General features: G+C 72.1%; 12 protein-coding genes and 1 pseudogene. 1 reads left to right on the forward strand and 12 read right to left on the reverse strand.

The annotated features are described in order from the left end of the window. Positions 1 to 751, reverse strand: a pseudogene (locus tag VFV89_RS15390) (NADH dehydrogenase subunit D); the annotation flags it as partial. Further along, positions 735 to 2,360, reverse strand: a complete 1,626-nt coding sequence (locus VFV89_RS15395) for a ubiquinol-cytochrome c reductase cytochrome b subunit (RefSeq protein WP_329706834.1) — start codon at positions 2,358 to 2,360, stop codon at positions 735 to 737. The gene VFV89_RS15395 and the pseudogene VFV89_RS15390, both read right to left, overlap by 17 nt. 216 nt (positions 2,361 to 2,576) lie before the next feature. Between VFV89_RS15395 and VFV89_RS15400 the strand changes: the two genes are divergently transcribed. Further along, positions 2,577 to 2,993, forward strand: a complete 417-nt coding sequence (locus VFV89_RS15400) for a DUF2867 domain-containing protein (protein ID WP_329706835.1) — start codon at positions 2,577 to 2,579, stop codon at positions 2,991 to 2,993. Between the two features lie 3 nt (positions 2,994 to 2,996). Here the strand turns inward: VFV89_RS15400 and VFV89_RS15405 are convergent, their stop codons facing one another. The 10 genes from VFV89_RS15405 to pucL form a co-directional block, all read right to left on the reverse strand. Beyond that, positions 2,997 to 4,142: a hypothetical protein gene (locus VFV89_RS15405; protein ID WP_329706836.1), complete on the reverse strand. Its 1,146-nt coding sequence runs from the start codon at positions 4,140 to 4,142 to the stop codon at positions 2,997 to 2,999. Positions 4,143 to 4,362: 220 nt separating this feature from the next. Further along, a complete protein-coding gene (locus VFV89_RS15410; protein WP_329706837.1) occupies positions 4,363 to 5,655 on the reverse strand; it encodes a guanine deaminase in 1,293 nt (430 codons plus the stop codon). Next, the gene (xdhC, locus tag VFV89_RS15415) at positions 5,652 to 6,497 is read right to left on the reverse strand and encodes a xanthine dehydrogenase accessory protein XdhC (RefSeq protein WP_329706838.1); all 846 of its coding nucleotides are present in this window, start codon (positions 6,495 to 6,497) and stop codon (positions 5,652 to 5,654) included. Before xdhC ends, VFV89_RS15410 begins: the two co-directional genes overlap by 4 nt. Then, entirely contained in the window at positions 6,494 to 8,791 is a 2,298-nt protein-coding gene (gene xdhB / locus VFV89_RS15420) for a xanthine dehydrogenase molybdopterin binding subunit (RefSeq protein ID WP_329706839.1), read from the reverse strand. The genes xdhC and xdhB overlap by 4 nt, the downstream gene beginning before the upstream one ends. Continuing rightward, positions 8,788 to 10,242: a xanthine dehydrogenase small subunit gene (locus VFV89_RS15425; RefSeq protein WP_329706840.1), complete on the reverse strand. Its 1,455-nt coding sequence runs from the start codon at positions 10,240 to 10,242 to the stop codon at positions 8,788 to 8,790. Before VFV89_RS15425 ends, xdhB begins: the two co-directional genes overlap by 4 nt. 396 nt (positions 10,243 to 10,638) lie before the next feature. Beyond that, the gene (locus tag VFV89_RS15430) at positions 10,639 to 11,454 is read right to left on the reverse strand and encodes a bifunctional allantoicase/(S)-ureidoglycine aminohydrolase (protein ID WP_329706841.1); all 816 of its coding nucleotides are present in this window, start codon (positions 11,452 to 11,454) and stop codon (positions 10,639 to 10,641) included. Then, complete coding sequence (allB, locus tag VFV89_RS15435; RefSeq protein ID WP_329706842.1) at positions 11,451 to 12,791, reverse strand: allantoinase AllB; 1,341 nt, start codon at positions 12,789 to 12,791, stop codon at positions 11,451 to 11,453. Before allB ends, VFV89_RS15430 begins: the two co-directional genes overlap by 4 nt. A gap of 2 nt (positions 12,792 to 12,793) precedes the next feature. Then, positions 12,794 to 13,102, reverse strand: a complete 309-nt coding sequence (uraH, locus tag VFV89_RS15440; RefSeq protein WP_329706843.1) for a hydroxyisourate hydrolase — start codon at positions 13,100 to 13,102, stop codon at positions 12,794 to 12,796. Beyond that, complete coding sequence (gene uraD, locus VFV89_RS15445; protein WP_329706844.1) at positions 13,099 to 13,551, reverse strand: 2-oxo-4-hydroxy-4-carboxy-5-ureidoimidazoline decarboxylase; 453 nt, start codon at positions 13,549 to 13,551, stop codon at positions 13,099 to 13,101. The genes uraH and uraD overlap by 4 nt, the downstream gene beginning before the upstream one ends. Before the next feature lie 43 nt (positions 13,552 to 13,594). Next, positions 13,595 to 14,494, reverse strand: a complete 900-nt coding sequence (gene pucL, locus VFV89_RS15450) for a factor-independent urate hydroxylase (protein WP_329706845.1) — start codon at positions 14,492 to 14,494, stop codon at positions 13,595 to 13,597. Positions 14,495 to 14,515: the final 21 nt, after the last annotated feature.

Consider the following 14,515-nt stretch of genomic DNA (forward strand, 5'->3'; position numbering starts at 1 on the left):
CGGTGCTGCGCAGCACCGGCCCGGTCAGCCCCAGCGCCAGACAGCCCTCCAGGTCCAGGTGGCCGACCCCCTCCAGCCGGCCCTTGAAGATCGGGTTGGCGTTGCACAACGCGGCGTACTCCGGCAGCCGCTTCTTCATCAGCGTGATGAAGGCCCGGATCTCGTCCAACGCACCCGGCGGCAGGTCCTGGGCCACCCCGCCCGGACGGATGAACGCATGGTTCATCCGCAACCCGGTGATCAGCTCGAACAGGTCCAGCACCAGCTCCCGTTCGCGCATCCCGATGGTCATCACCGTGATGGCGCCGATCTCCATCCCACCCGTGGCAACGGCGAGGAGGTGGGAGGAGATCCGGTTGAGCTCCATCAGCAGGACCCGCATCACCTGGGCCTTCTCGGGCACCTCGTCCTCGACGCCGAGCGGCCGCTCGACCGCGAGCGAGTACGACGTCTCGTAGTGGAAGCCCATGACGTAGTCCGCCCGGGTGGCGAACGTCGTGCCCTGCACCCAGGTGCGGTACTCCATGTTCTTCTCGATGCCGGTGTGCAGGTAGCCCACGCTGCAGCGGGCCTCGGTCACCGTCTCGCCGTCGAGCTCCACCACCAGCTGCATCACCCCGTGGGTGGACGGGTGGATCGGGCCCATGTTGACCACGACCCGCTCCTCGGCCTCCTCGGTGAGGCCCCGGGCGACCTCGTCCCAGTCCTGGCCGGTGACCGTGACCACCCGGCGCTCAGTCTCGACGCTCATCGTGTCCTCCCTCCAAGGCGGGGGCCGGCTCGTCGACGTCCGGCAGCGGCTGCTCGTCGGCGTACATCAGCTGCGAGAGCCGGGCGCGGGCCCGGGCCGAGGCCCGGTGCGGGACCGGTACGCCGGCGCTGTCGGTGTCGGGCGGGGTCGTCAGGACCGGGTTCGCAGCCCGGTGCCGCACCCTGACGGCCCGGTCGGCGGCCACCGGCTGGTGCTTCTCGGAGTAGCCGCCCTCGGGCGAGCGCACGATGACACCGGTCGCCTCGCCGTGCTCGAGCCGGTCGTTGTCGGCCCGCTGGAGCCCGATGCACCACCGCCGCGTGACGACGAACACCAGGACCGGCACCACGAAGATGGCGACCCGCATGGTCTCGGTGATCCCGTTGAGGCTCAGGTGGAACCGGGTGGCCAGGATGTCGTTGCCACCGGCCATCCAGAGCAGCCCGTAGGCAGCGATCAGCGCAGCCATGAACGCGGTCCGCGTCGGGACGTCGCGCGGCCGCTGCAGCACGTGGTGCTCGCGCTTGTCGCCGGTCACCCAGGCCTCCAGGAACGGCCAGGCGATGACCAGCAGGAACGGCACGAGGGCGAAGACCTGGCCGGGCAGCAGGACGTTCCACGAGATCGTGTGCCCCGCGACGTGGGTCTCCCACCCGGGCATGATCCGGAGCAGCCCCTCGGCGATCCCCATGTACCAGTCGGGCTGCGAGCCGGCGGTGACCTTCGCGGGGTCGTAGGGACCGTACTTCCAGATCGGGTTGATCGTGAGCAGGGCGCCCATGAAGGTGAGGGTGCCGAAGACGACGAGGAAGAAGCCCGTCGTCTTGGCGAGGTAGACCGGCAGGAACGGGTAGCCGACGACGTTCCGCTCGGTCCGGCCGGGCCCGGCCCACTGGGTGTGCTTGTGGTAGACGATCAGCAGCAGGTGCGCGGCCATCAGCGCGAGCAGCAGCCCCGGGATCAGCAGCACGTGGATGATGTAGAAGCGCGAGATGACGTCGCCGCCGGGGAACTCGCCCCCGAAGAGCAGGAACGAGAAGTACGTCCCGACCACGGGCGTCGCCTTGATGATGCCGTCGGCGATCCGCAGCCCGGTCCCGGAGAGCAGGTCGTCGGGCAGCGAGTAGCCGATGAACCCCTCGAGGACCCCGAGGAGGAGCATCGTGCCGCCGATCACGAAGGTGACCTCGCGCGGCTTGCGGAAGGCGCCGGTCACGAACACCCGGATCAGGTGGACCAGCATCCCGGCGATGAAGACCATCGCGGCCCAGTGGTGCGTCTGCCGCAGCAGCAGCCCGCCCCGGACGTCGAAGGACAGGTGGAGCGTGGAGGAGTACGCCGAGGACATCGGCACCCCGCGCAGCTGGGCGTAGCTGCCCTCGTACGTCGTCTCGTCCATGCTGGGCGTGAACCAGAGGCTGAGCATGACGCCGGTGACCAGGAGCACCACGAAGCTCCACATGGCGATCTCGCCGAGCATGAACGACCAGTGGTCGGGGAAGACCTTCCGCACGTACTTCCGGCCGAGTCCGGACAGGTTGAGCCGGTCGTCGGCCCAGCCCGCCACCGCGCCCACGGTGCTCCCGCTTCCGTGCCCGTTGGTGGCCACGCCAACCTCTCATCCGATCAATGGACCACCCCTGCGGCGCCGCGCAGAAGGGGGTCGCGTCTGGTGCCGTCTCCTCCATGACGACACAGCTCCGCGATTTGTGACAGCGGGTTTCTTCGACTTCCTGGGCTTTTGTGACTTCCTGTGACGCAGGTCGCACCCGGATCCGACCGGGGGCGGACGCGGCGCGCCACTCGGACGTGGTGTCCTGAGCCCATGGCCTCGGTGACGCTCCCCCGCGCGGACTACACCGACCGGTTCGCTACAACGAGCGATCGGCCCCACTCCGCGCTGGAGTGGGCGCGGGCGGCGTTCGAGCCTGCGTCGCTCACCGACTCCAGGCAGCTGGTCTGGCGGCTGGTCCTCCAGCTGCGGCTCGGGCTGCTGGACGACCCCGGCCACGTCGCCGGCTGGGCCGTCGCCGAGAGCCGCGACGACGTGCTCGTCCTGGCCTCGGAGTCGTGGCACCTGACCGGCCGGCTGGTCTTCGAGGCCGGTCCGGAGGGAGCTGCCCTCACCACCCGGGTGACCTTCAAGAACACCGCCGGCCGCCTCGTCTGGGCCGCCCTCGCACCGGTCCACCGCCGCGCCGTACCCGACATCCTGGCTGCCGCCCGCAGGCGCCTCGATTGACGGTCAGGAGACCCTGCTGGTCACGAACGCCGTCACGCCTCCGTGCAGGATGCTGAACGGCACCGCCGGCACGAGGACCAGCAGACAGCTGAACAGCGCGATCCGTCCGATCCGCCCGACCGACCAGGGCGCGGGATCCGGATCGGGCACCAGGACGCCCCAGCTCGTCAGGGTCAGCAGTGCTCCGGAGCCGAGCTGGCCGACCCAGCGCGGCCAGTCGAGGCCGGTGGCGGTCTGGAAGAGCAAGGCGGCCACGGGCAGGCAGAGCGAGAAGCGGAGCAGCCGGTCCGCCGGAAGCCTGAGCCACTCCCGGCCGGCGCCGCAGGCGAGCAGCAACCCGGCCAGCACGGCCACGATGCCCACGGCGACCAGCATGGTGAACAACCGGAACCCGATCCCCGCGTGCACGACCGTGCGCACGCTGTCGCCCAGGTCCTGGCCGAGGTAGCGCATGAGCCGGTCCGGACTGCCGTCGAGCCCGCCGGCGTCCTCCCTCAGCGCAGCGAGCTGTCGGGCGTCCGCGCGACCTCCGACCACCACCGCGGCCGCCGCCGCCGTCGGCATGGCCAGCATGCCGACGAGGAGCCGCACTCGCACCCCGAGTGGCGCCGCCACCGTCGTCGCGGTCAGCAGCACCACGCACCACGGCAGGACCGCGAACAGCACGTTCTCGCTGGCCAGCGTCACGGCGCCCATGAGGGCGCCGGCCAGCCCCAGCCAGCACCGGGCCGGACCGCGTCGGCCGGCTGACCAGGCGTGGCAGGCCGCCATCACGCACAGCACCGCAGGGAAGCCGAGGTACTCCGGCCGCGGGTCGGAGACCACCATGGCGTACCCGACCGGACCGACGATGAGCGATGCCCCGAGCGCGACGCTGACCGGGTCTCCGTGCCAGATCCGCAGCACGGCGACGACAGCGACGGTGGTCGCCGCGACGGCCGCGCTCAGTCCGGTCATCAGCCGGGCAGCCGTCTCGAGGTCGGCGACGGGCAGCAGACCGGCCAGCTCGCCGCACAGTCCCCGCCGGACGAAGCCGTGGTCCCAGCTGATCGACCAGTACCACTCCAGGTCCGGGCCGTAGTCCCGTTGCAGGGGGATCACCGCGAGGAGCAACGCCGCGGCGGCGACGACCAGCGCACGCGGAGCCACCGTCCGCACCCGATGAACACCCGAGCCGCCCGCCACGGCGCGGACGGTATGTCAGGTTGCCCTGGCGCATGACCGGTATCCGGGCCAGGTCACCCGACCGGGTTCACCTGACCGGGTTCACTCCTTGGTGGGTGACGGCCCGCTCAGCTCTCCCGCGGCGGGATAGTCCCAGACCTTCCCAACACGATCACCGCCGCCGCCAGGTTGGAAACGTCTGGGACTATCCCGGGCGGGGGGTCAGCTGCTCCCCCGCGACCCACGTCTGCGCGACGTCGGCCGGGGTGGCCAGGGCGAACACCTTGGCCAGGGCGTCGTCGTGGGAGTCGGCGTGGGCGATCGCGATCGCCAGCGTCGAATCCGGGGCGGGGCGGAGCCACAGCGCGTCGAACTCCTTGCCCACCGAGAAGTCACCGACCGTGTCGGACAGGCCGAGCACGTCGGCGCCGGCAGCGGTGGCGAGGTAGAGCAGGTGCCGCGAGGAGAGCCTGTGGCCCTCGCGGCCGAGGAGCTGCTGGGCGAAGTAGGCCTGCAGCCCCTCCTTGAACAGCGAGAAGCCGGTCCCGGCACCGACGTCGGAGCCGAGCGCGACTCGTACGCCGAGCGCCAGGTGGGACGCGAGGGGGAACAGGCCGCTGCCGAGGGCGGCGTTCGAGGTCGGGCAGTGGGACACCGAGGCGCCGTGCCGGCCGAGCTGCATCAGCTCCTGAAGGGTGGGATGCACGTTGTGCGCGAGGATCGAGCGGGGGCCGAGCAGGCCGGCCCGCTCATAGGTCGTGGTGTAGTCGCAGCCGAACAGCTGACGAACGCCCTCGATCTCCTCGACGTTCTCGTTGAGGTGCGAGGTGAACCACAGGTCCGACCCCTCGGCCAGCAGCGCGCCCGCCGACTCCATGAGCGCGTCGGAGCACGAGAGCGAGAAGCGCGGGGTGACGGCGTAGCGCGTCCGGCCCTGGCCGTGCCAGCGCTTGGTCAGCTCCAGCCCCTCTTCGTACGCGCGGTCGGGCGTGGTGAACAGGTCCTCACGCAGGATCCGGTCGGAGAGCACCAGCCCGGCGGTGACCCGCAGCCCCACCCGGGTGGCCTCGGTGAACAGCGCGTCCACCGCGGAGGCGAAGTGCGAGCCGAACACCAGTGCGGTCGTGGTCCCGGCCCGGACCAGCCCGGAGACGAAGTCGGTGGCCACCGAGGCGGCGTACGCCGCGTCGGCCAGCCGGGCCTCCTCGGGGAGCGCGCACTTCTCCAGCCAGTCCAGCAGCGGCATCCCGAGCCCGCCGATCGCACGCACCTGCGGGTAGTGCACGTGGGTGTCCACCAGCCCGGGCAGCACCAGCCCCTCGCGCAGGTCGACGTAGTCGGGATGGGCCGAGGCTTCGAACGGCTCGCGGGCCACGATCACGCCGTCCTCGACGACCAGGGCGAGGTCGTGGTCGGCGCGCAGGTGGCCGCCGGTGAACGGGCTCTGCGGGGTGTCGAGGAAGGTGCCGCGGTAGACCTTGACGTCCGGGCCGGTCACGGGCGCTGCTTCGCGACGGGGGCGCCTGCGCGCTCGGCTCCATCCGCCTCCTCGGCGGCCAGCAGCGCGGCCGCGACCGAGACGGCGATCGCGGCCGGCTCCTTCGACGTGGTCACGCCGGGCAGGCCGATCGGCGTCTCGACCCGGTCGACGACCTCTGCCGGGAAGGACTCGAGCAGCTGCGAGCGGAACCGCGCCCACTTGGCCGAGGACCCGATCAGCCCGATGGAGCCGAGGTGGTCGCACCGCAGCGCCGCGTCGATGATCGCCAGGTCCTCGGCGTGGTCGTGGGTCAGCACCAGTACCCGGGTGCCGCGCGGCAGCTCGCCCAGCACCAGCTCGGGGATCACCGGCACGTGGTGGGCGTGCACCGCGGCCACGGCGTCGGCCAGCGGCGCGAGTGCCTCGTCGGAGAGCGACTCGGTCCGCGAGTCGACCAGGTGCAGCTCGATGTCGTGGCGGGCCAGGATCCGGGCCAGCTCGAGGCCGACGTGCCCGACCCCGAAGATCGCCACCGACGCCACCACGGCCAGCGGCTCAAGCAGCACGGTCACCTCGCCGCCGCAGCACTGGACGCCGTGCTGGAACGGCGCCTTGTCCGACAGGTTCGAGGTGAACGACGCCGGGCCGGTGGCGCCGGACGCGACGAGCTCGCGCGCGCGGCGTACGGCCTCCTCCTCGAGGTTACCCCCGCCGATCGACGCCCAGGTCCGGGTCGCCGACACCACCATCTTGGCGCCGGCCTCGCGCGGGGCGTGGCCACGGACCTCTGTCACCGTCACCAGCACCGCCGGCTCGCGCGCGGACCGCAGCTCGGCCACCGCCTCGAACCACGTGGTCACGACCGGGCCTCCCTCGCGGCCCGCAGGGCCCAGTAGACGGCCTCGGGGGTCGCCGGCGAGGCCAGCTCGACCGGCCGGCCGGGTGGCCCGAACGCCGCGCACGCCTCGCGCAGCGCCTCACGGACGCTGAAGGCCAGCATCAGCGGCGGCTCGCCCACCGCCTTGGAGCCGTAGACGGCGCCGTCCTCGTGCGCCCGCTCGAGCAGCGCGATGTTGAACTCCGCGGGCATCTCGGAGAACGACGGCAGCTTGTAGGTCGACGCCGCCTGGGTCGTGAGCCGGCCGCGGCCCGGGCCGTCGGACTCGTCCCAGCGCAGGTCCTCCAGGGTCAGCCAGCCGGCGCCCTGCACGAACCCGCCCTCGATCTGTCCGAGGTCGACCAGCGGCGAGAGGCTGTCGCCGACGTCGTGGACGATGTCGACCCGCCGGGTCTCGTTGGCGCCGGTGAACCCGTCGACCTCGACCTCGGCGACCGCGGCGCCGTACGCGAAGTACTTGAACGGGTGACCGGTCATCGTGGTGGCGTCCCAGCTCAGCCCCTCGGTCCGGTAGAAGCCGGACGCCCACAGCTGGATCCGCCGGTGGTAGGCCGCCGCGACGAGCTCCTCCCACGAGGCGTCCGGGAGCTCGGCGCGCACCGTGGCCAGCCGGGCCAGGATCTGCTCGCAGGCGTCCTTGATGGCGCCGCCGTTGAGGTCCGCGCCCGACGAGGCGGCGGTGGCGGAGGTGTTGGGCACCTTGTCGGTCCGGGTCGGCGCCAGCCGCACCCGCTCGAGCGGGAGTCCGAGCGCGGTGGCGGCGACCTGGAGCATCTTGGTGTGGAGCCCCTGGCCCATCTCGGTGCCGCCGTGGTTGATCAGCACCGAGCCGTCCTTGTAGACGTGCACCAGCGCGCCGGCCTGGTTGAAGGTCGTGAAGTTGAACGAGATCCCGAACTTCACCGGCGTGATCGCGATCCCGCGCTTGCGGTGCGGGTGCTCGGCGTTCCACTGGTCGATCTCGGCCCGCCGGGCCGCCAGCGACGAGGTCTCCGAGACCTGCTCCCACGCCGCGACCATGCGCTCGGCGTGCCGGACCGGCTGGCCGTACGGCGTGGCCTGGCCGTCGACGTAGAAGTTGCGCCGCCGCAGCTCGGCCGCCGGGATCCCGAGCACCGGTGCGCAGCGGCCGATGATGTCCTCGATGACCAGCATCCCCTGGGGGCCGCCGAAGCCGCGGAACGCCGTCTGGGAGGTCTTGTTGGTCTTCGCGATCCGGCCGTGCACCGTGATGTCGGGGACCCAGTAGGCGTTGTCGATGTGGCACAGCGCCCGCGACAGCACCGGCTCGGAGAGGTCGAGGCTCCACCCGCCGTCGGAGGTCAGGGTCGCCTCCAGCCCGGTGAACCGGCCGTCGTCGTCGAACCCGACCTTCCACGTCGAGTGGAAGCCGTGCCGCTTGCCGGTCATCGTCATGTCCTGGGCGCGGCTCAGCCGCAGCCGCACCGGCCGCCGGGTCAGGATCGAGCCGAGGGCGGCCACCGCGGCCAGCCCGTGCGGCTGCATCTCCTTGCCGCCGAACCCGCCACCCATCCGCAGGCACTGGACGGTGACCGCGTGGCTGGGCCGGCCGAGGACGTGGGCGACGATCTCCTGGGTCTCGGTCGGGTGCTGGGTGCTGGACTGCACGAACACCTGGCCGTTCTCGTCGACGCTCGCCAGCGCGCAGTGCGTCTCGAGGTAGAAGTGCTCCTGCCCGGCGAACGCCGTCACGCCCTCGAAGACGTGCGTGGCGCGGCCGAGCCCGGCCGCGGCGTCACCGCGCTGGATCGTCGGCTGGGCGCCCTGGAAGCTCCCGGCCTCGATCGCCTCCTCGACGGTCATCAGCGCCGGGAGCTCGTCGTAGTCGACCTCGACGGCTGCGGCGCCGCGGCGGGCCGCCTCCAGCGTGTCGCCGAGGACCCAGCAGACCGCGTGGCCGACGTACATCACCTCGGAGGGGAAAAGCGGCTCGTCGTGCTTGACCCCCGCGTCGTTGGTGCCCGGGACGTCGTCGGCGGTGAGCACCCGGACCACGCCTGGCACGTCGTAGGCCGCCGACACCGCGAGCCTGGTCACCCGGGCGTGCGGGTGCGGCGCCTGGACCGGGTGCGCGTGCAGGACGTTGCTGGTCCGGCCGACCAGGTCGTCGGTGTAGAGCGCCTCGCCGGTGACGTGGAGGGTCGCGGCCTCGTGGTGGAGGGCCTCGCCCACGACCGGGTTGTCCGGCCGCCGGCTCAGCGGGCTGGTGGTGGGGGCGGGCTCGGTGGTGGTCATGCGCGCACCTCCTGCGCCTCGGCGGTCCCGGACTCGGCCCAGAGCTTGCGGAGCAGCTCCCCGAGCATCGCGGTCCGGTAGTCGGCGCTGGCCCGCATGTCGGAGATCGGCGTGCCCTCGCCACCCATCACCGGGGCCGCGGCGTTGACGGTCTCCTGGGACCACGGCCTGCCCTCGAGGGCGGCCTCGGTGGCCAGCGCCCGGATCGGCGTGGCCGCCACTCCCCCGAGGCCGATCCGCGCCTTGGCGACGTGTCCGTCGCGAACGTCGATCGCGTAGCCCACCGCCACCGAGGAGATGTCGTCGAAGGCGCGCTTGGCGATCTTGTGGAACGCCGTGATCGCACTGGCCGGGAGCGGGACGAGGATCTCGGAGATCAGCTCGTCCGGGCGGCGTACGGACTCGCGGTAGCCGGTGAAGTAGTCGGCCAACGGAACGGTGCGCTGAGCGTCGGTCGAGGCCAGCACCACCGACGCCTCGAGCGCGAGCAGGGCCGGCGCGGTGTCACCGATGGGCGACCCGGTGCCGAGGTTGCCGCCCAGCGTCGCGCCGTTGCGGATCAGCGGCGACGCGAACTGCGGCATCACCGCACCCAGGAGCGGCAGCCGGCCGTCGAGCCTCCGCTCCACCTCGGTCAGCGTCAGCGCGGCCCCGATCCGGATCTCGTCGTCGCCGACCTCGAAGCCGCGCAGCTCCGGGAGCCGGTCCACCGCGACGACCAGGCCGGCCCGGCGGCCGCGGAGGTTGACCTCGACGCCCCAGTCGGTGCTCCCGGCGACCACCGTCGCGTCCTCGTGGTCGTGGAGCAGCTGCAGCGCCTCGGCCAGCGTGGCCGGGCGGAGGTACGCCGCCTCGCCGTCGTGCATCCGGGTGGCTGCCGCCGCCGGCGCGGACGTCGTACGGCGGGTGGCGAGCTCGTCGTCGGAGGCGGGGTAGCCGAGTGCGAACGCAGCGTCCTTGATCGGCCGGTAGCCGGTGCAGCGGCACAGGTTGCCGCTGATCGCGTGCAGGTCGAACCCGTTGTCGCCGTGGTAGCGGTCGTGCGGGCCGGACCCGTTGGTGGCTGCCCGGCCGGCTCGGTAGAACTCGGCGGCCATCGAGCAGATGAACCCCGGGGTGCAGTAGCCGCACTGCGACCCACCGCGCACGGCCATCTCGTGCTGGACCGGGTGCAGCGCGTCGGGGGCGCCCAGCCCTTCGGCGGTCACCACCTCCTGGCCGTCCAGGGACGCCGCGGGCACCAGGCAGGAGTTGATCGCCGTCCACTCGGTGGCGTCAGAACCATCGGGAGCCGGCCGCGCGACCATCACCGCGCAGGCGCCGCACTCGCCCTCGGCACACCCCTCCTTGGCGCCGGTCAGCCCGCAGCCGCGCAGGAAGTCCAGCGCATTGGTGTGCAGGGGCGTGCCGTCCAGGTCCCGGAGCTCCCCGTTGACCACGATCCCCGCCATCGCGCACCTCCCGTTTGCGTCACGAAGTGCATGGTTGTCGTCCCGGCCGGGTGGTCCGCTGGTTGGCCATGCGAACAGCCGGACCGTTCCGCAACTTTATACGCGTCGGACTCCGCAGACGACGGTCCACGACTGTGGCTGAGGTGCAAGGCGCCCCAGCGCCGAGCCTCGAAGCCAGCCGACCCGGTGCTGGGACTCACCCCGAGTGCCTACCCTGCGGAGGTCTCGACAGGCTCGACCTGCGGTGGCTGAGCACGGTGGCTGAGGTGCGAGGCGCTCCAGCGCCGAGCCTCGAAGCCCGGTGACCCGATGCTGGGACTCACCCCGGGTGCCTTCCCTGCGGAGGCCCCGACAAGCTCGACCAGCGGCAGGCCACCACGGTGGCTGAGGTGGGCGTCAGAGGGTCAGCCCCACGTGCCGGTTGACGTCCTTGTAGAGGAGGTAGCGGAACATGCCGGGCCCGCCCGCGTAGCAGGCCTGCGGGCAGAACGCGCGCAGCCACATGAAGTCGCCGGCCTCGACCTCGACCCAGTCCTCGTTGAGGAGATAGACCGCCTTGCCCTCCAGCACGTAGAGCCCGTGCTCCATGACGTGGGTCTCCGGGAACGGGATGGCGCCACCGGGCTGGAAGTTCACGATGTTGACGTGCATGTCGTGGCGCAGGTCGGAGATGTCCACGAAGCGCGTCGTCGTCCACGCGCCGTCGGTGCCGGGCATCTCGACCGGGGTGACGTCCTGCTCGCGGGTCACGAATGCGGGGGGTACGTCGACGCCCTCGACCCGGTGGTAGGCCTTCCGGACCCAGTGGAACGCCGCGGTCGTCTCGCCGGTGTTGTGGAAGGTCCAGTGCGCGCCCGGCGGGAGGTAGGCGTAGCTGCCGGGCTCGAGGGAGTGCGTCTCACCGTCCAGGGTGAGGGTGGGCGTGCCGTCGACGACCAGGAGCACCGCCTCGGCGGCCGGGTCGCTCTCCGGCGCGTCCGAGCCGCCGCCGGGTGAGACCTCGACGACGTACTGGCTGAACGTCTCGGCGAAGCCCGACAGCGGCCGGGCGATCACCCACATGCGCATGCCGGACCAGCCCGGCAGGTACGACGTGGTGATGTCGCTCAGGGTGCGCGCGGGGATCACGGCGTACGCCTCGGTGAACCTCGCCCGGTCGGTCGTGAGCGCGGTCTGCGGCGGCAGCCCGCCCTTCGGTACGTAGTAGCTCATCGCTCGCCCCTCCTCAGCAGTCGTCCTCGCGGAGTGTCGTCGCCGTCGGGATGCACGGGTACGCCGCGCAGCCAGGTCTCGCGGACCACCCCGGTCAGGCGACGGCCGGCGTAGGCCGAGACCGGGTTGCGGTGGTGCAGCCGCGCCACGTCGACGGTGAACTCCTCGTCGGGTGCGAACCGGACCAGGTCCGCGTCGGCGCCGGCCTCGATCCGGCCCTTGTGCCCGAGCCCCACCCGGTCGGCGGTCGCGGTCGCCATCCAGCGCACGACGTCGGCGAGGCCGTGCCCGCGCTCGCGGGCGCCGGTCCACATCGCGGCAAGGCCCAGCTGCACCGAGGCGATGCCGCCCCAGGCCTGGCCGAAGTCGCCGTCGCCGCGCTGCTTGAGGTCCGTCGTGCAGGGCGAGTGGTCGGAGACGACGTAGTCGATGTCGCCCGCGGCCAGCGCCGCCCAGAGCGCCTCGCGGTGGGCCGCCTCGCGGATCGGCGGGCAGCACTTGAGCTCCGTCGCGCCGTCGGCGATGTGCTCGGCGTCGAAGGTGAGGTAGTGGGGACAGGTCTCGACGCTGATGTCGAGCCCGGCCTCGCGGGCCGCGCGAAACATCGGCACCGCGCCGGCGTCGCTGAGGTGGACGACGTGCGCTCGCCCGTCGGTCCACTCGAGCTGGTCGAGCACCTGGCCGATCGCCGACTCCTCGGCCGCCGCGGGCCGGGAGGCGAGGAAGCCGGCGTAGCGCTTGCCGTCCAGCGCGGACTCGTCGAGCAGGGCGCCGTCCTCGGCGTGCACGATCATCAGCGCGCCGAGCCGGGCGGTCTCCCCCATCGCCATCGCGAGCTGGTCAGGTTCGAGGTGGCGGAACTCCTCGACGCCGGAGTCGAGCAGGAAGCACTTGAAGCCGAACACGCCCGCCTCGTGCAGCGGCCCCAGGTCGGGCAGGTTGCCGGGTACGGCGCCGCCCCAGAAGCCGACGTCGACGCTGACCTGGCCCTCGGCGACCTGCTGCTTGACGCGCAGGTTGTCGACGGTGGTCGTCGGCGGGACCGAGTTGAGCGGCATGTCGAGGATCGTGGTGACGCCACCGGCCGCGGCGGCCCGGGTCGCGGTGGCGAACCCCTCCCACTCGGTGCGGCCGGGCTCGTTGACGTGCACGTGGGTGTCGACGAGCCCCGGCAGCAGGACCTCGTCGTCCTCGAGCGTGACCATGCGGTCGGCGGCCGGCGGGTCGTCGTACGCCGTGACCGAGGTGATCCGCTCTCCGGTGATGCCCACGGCGGCGGGGGTCTCCGCCCCGTCGACGATCGCGCGGCGGGCCCGGACGACCAGGTCAACGGGCACGGTCAGCTGCCACGGTAGGTCGAGTAGCCGTAGGGGCTGAGCAGCACCGGCACGTGGTGGTGGCGGTCGTCCGCGACCGTGAACACGACGACCACCTCGGGGAAGAAGCTGTGCTCGAAGTGGGCCTCGGTGGCGAACCGCAGCACGTAGTCGCCGGCCGCGAGCTCACCGCCGAGCGAGCCGATGCGGCCGTCGGCGTCGGTCACACCCTCGTCGAGCAGGTCGCCGGTGGGGGTCTCGAGGCGGACCTCGATCCCCTCCGCCGGGAGGCCCGCGGCGGTGTCGAGCACGTGGGTGGAGAGGGTGCTCATCCGAGTGCACCCTCGAGTCGCAGGACGGTGATCTGGCGGAGGTTGTCGACGACCTCGGCGCGCTCGGTGGCGTCGTCGTTGCCGAGCCGTCGCTCTAGCTCGGCCAGGATCTCCTCAGCATCCCGCCCGGCCGCGCGGATCAGGAACACCCTGCCGAACCGCTCCTCGTAGGCCCGGTTGCCCGCCACGAGTCGCTGGGCGGTGTCGCCCTCGCTCGGGTCCACACCGGACTGCTCCTGCTGCGACTGCGCGCCACCACGCTCGCCGATCCGCGGGTGGCCGGACAGCGCCTGGTCGAGCTCCTCGTCGGTGAGCTCGCGGGCGGCGCGGTCGGCGGCGGCGAGCAGCGCGTCGCGGTCGGCGTACGGCTGCCCGGCGAGGACGTCGTCGGCCCAGCGCGGCACGGACAGGCAGCCCAGCAGGACCTCGCGGGTGGTCTCGACCGGCATCAGCTCAACCCCTTCTCACGAACCTGCCTCACACGAACCTGACTCACACGAACCCGGGCACGGCCAGCCACGCGTCGCCGGCCGGCGGCGCGTCGTCCCGGGTGACCGCGGTCTCGATGAGGCCGTAGGGACGGTCCGCGGCGATGAACACCTCGCCGTCGTTGGTCAGCCCCTCGTGCGGGGTCCCCTCGAGGGCGAAGCCGGAGAAGTCGACGAGGAAGTGGTGCTTGTTGGGCGCCGAGAAGCGGATCTCGGCCACGCTCCGCTGGCTGTCGAGCACCGCGCTGCCCATCAGGTAGAGGGTCTCCTGCAGCGCTCGGGAGTACGTCGTGGAGAACGTCGAGAGCAGGCAGTCCCGGACATCGTCGTAGGACGCGTTCCAGCTGACGTCGGTGCCGGTGTGCCGCCACCTGGCGACGATCGAGGTGGCGAGGATCCGGTCGTCGGTCTCGGCCAGCGTCGTGAACTCGTCCTTGAGGAAGCCCTTGAACTCCGACTCGGTCGACTTGAGCACCACCAGGTCCTGCAGCCCCGACACCACGTGGGTGGCGTCGCGGCCGACGGTCACCACGCAGGTCCGGACCTCACCGCCGCGGCGCACGAAGGCGTGCTGGCCCAGCCGGGTCCAGGCGTACTCCTCGACCCGCACCTGGGCCTGCGTCGCGGCCGGGGTGACGTCGAGCAGCCTGGTCCCGAGCGCCAGCGCGTAGTCCTCGATCGAGGAGATGCCGTGCAGCTTTGCGTAGGCGAAGGCGGTGTTCTTCTGGGTGTCGGTGGGCAGCACCTGGCTCTGGTCGCCGGTGACGTGCGCGCCGCCGAAGTCACCGCGCAGCGACGTCGAGACGTTCAGGTCGTGGATCTCGTGGCGAGGGGTGTCGCGGACGATGCGGACGACCCGGTTCTCCGCCTTGCCGTACTGGTTCGCTCCCAGGACGTTGGCCATGCCCGCACCCTAGATGACTGG

The sequence above is a fragment of the Nocardioides sp. genome, from assembly GCF_036274455.1.
Taxonomy (GTDB): Bacteria; Actinomycetota; Actinomycetes; order Propionibacteriales; family Nocardioidaceae; genus Nocardioides.

What these genes read in the sequence shown, in the direction of transcription:
- VFV89_RS15400 (WP_329706835.1), top strand. Translation starts at nt 2,577, where the DNA reads ATGGCCTCGGTGACGCTCCCCCGCGCGGACTACACCGACCGGTTCGCT.
- xdhB (WP_329706839.1), bottom strand. Translation starts at nt 8,791, where the DNA reads ATGACCACCACCGAGCCCGCCCCCACCACCAGCCCGCTGAGCCGGCGG.
- VFV89_RS15425 (WP_329706840.1), bottom strand. Translation starts at nt 10,242, where the DNA reads ATGGCGGGGATCGTGGTCAACGGGGAGCTCCGGGACCTGGACGGCACG.
- VFV89_RS15430 (WP_329706841.1), bottom strand. Translation starts at nt 11,454, where the DNA reads ATGAGCTACTACGTACCGAAGGGCGGGCTGCCGCCGCAGACCGCGCTC.
- uraH (WP_329706843.1), bottom strand. Translation starts at nt 13,102, where the DNA reads ATGAGCACCCTCTCCACCCACGTGCTCGACACCGCCGCGGGCCTCCCG.
- uraD (WP_329706844.1), bottom strand. Translation starts at nt 13,551, where the DNA reads ATGCCGGTCGAGACCACCCGCGAGGTCCTGCTGGGCTGCCTGTCCGTG.
- pucL (WP_329706845.1), bottom strand. Translation starts at nt 14,494, where the DNA reads ATGGCCAACGTCCTGGGAGCGAACCAGTACGGCAAGGCGGAGAACCGG.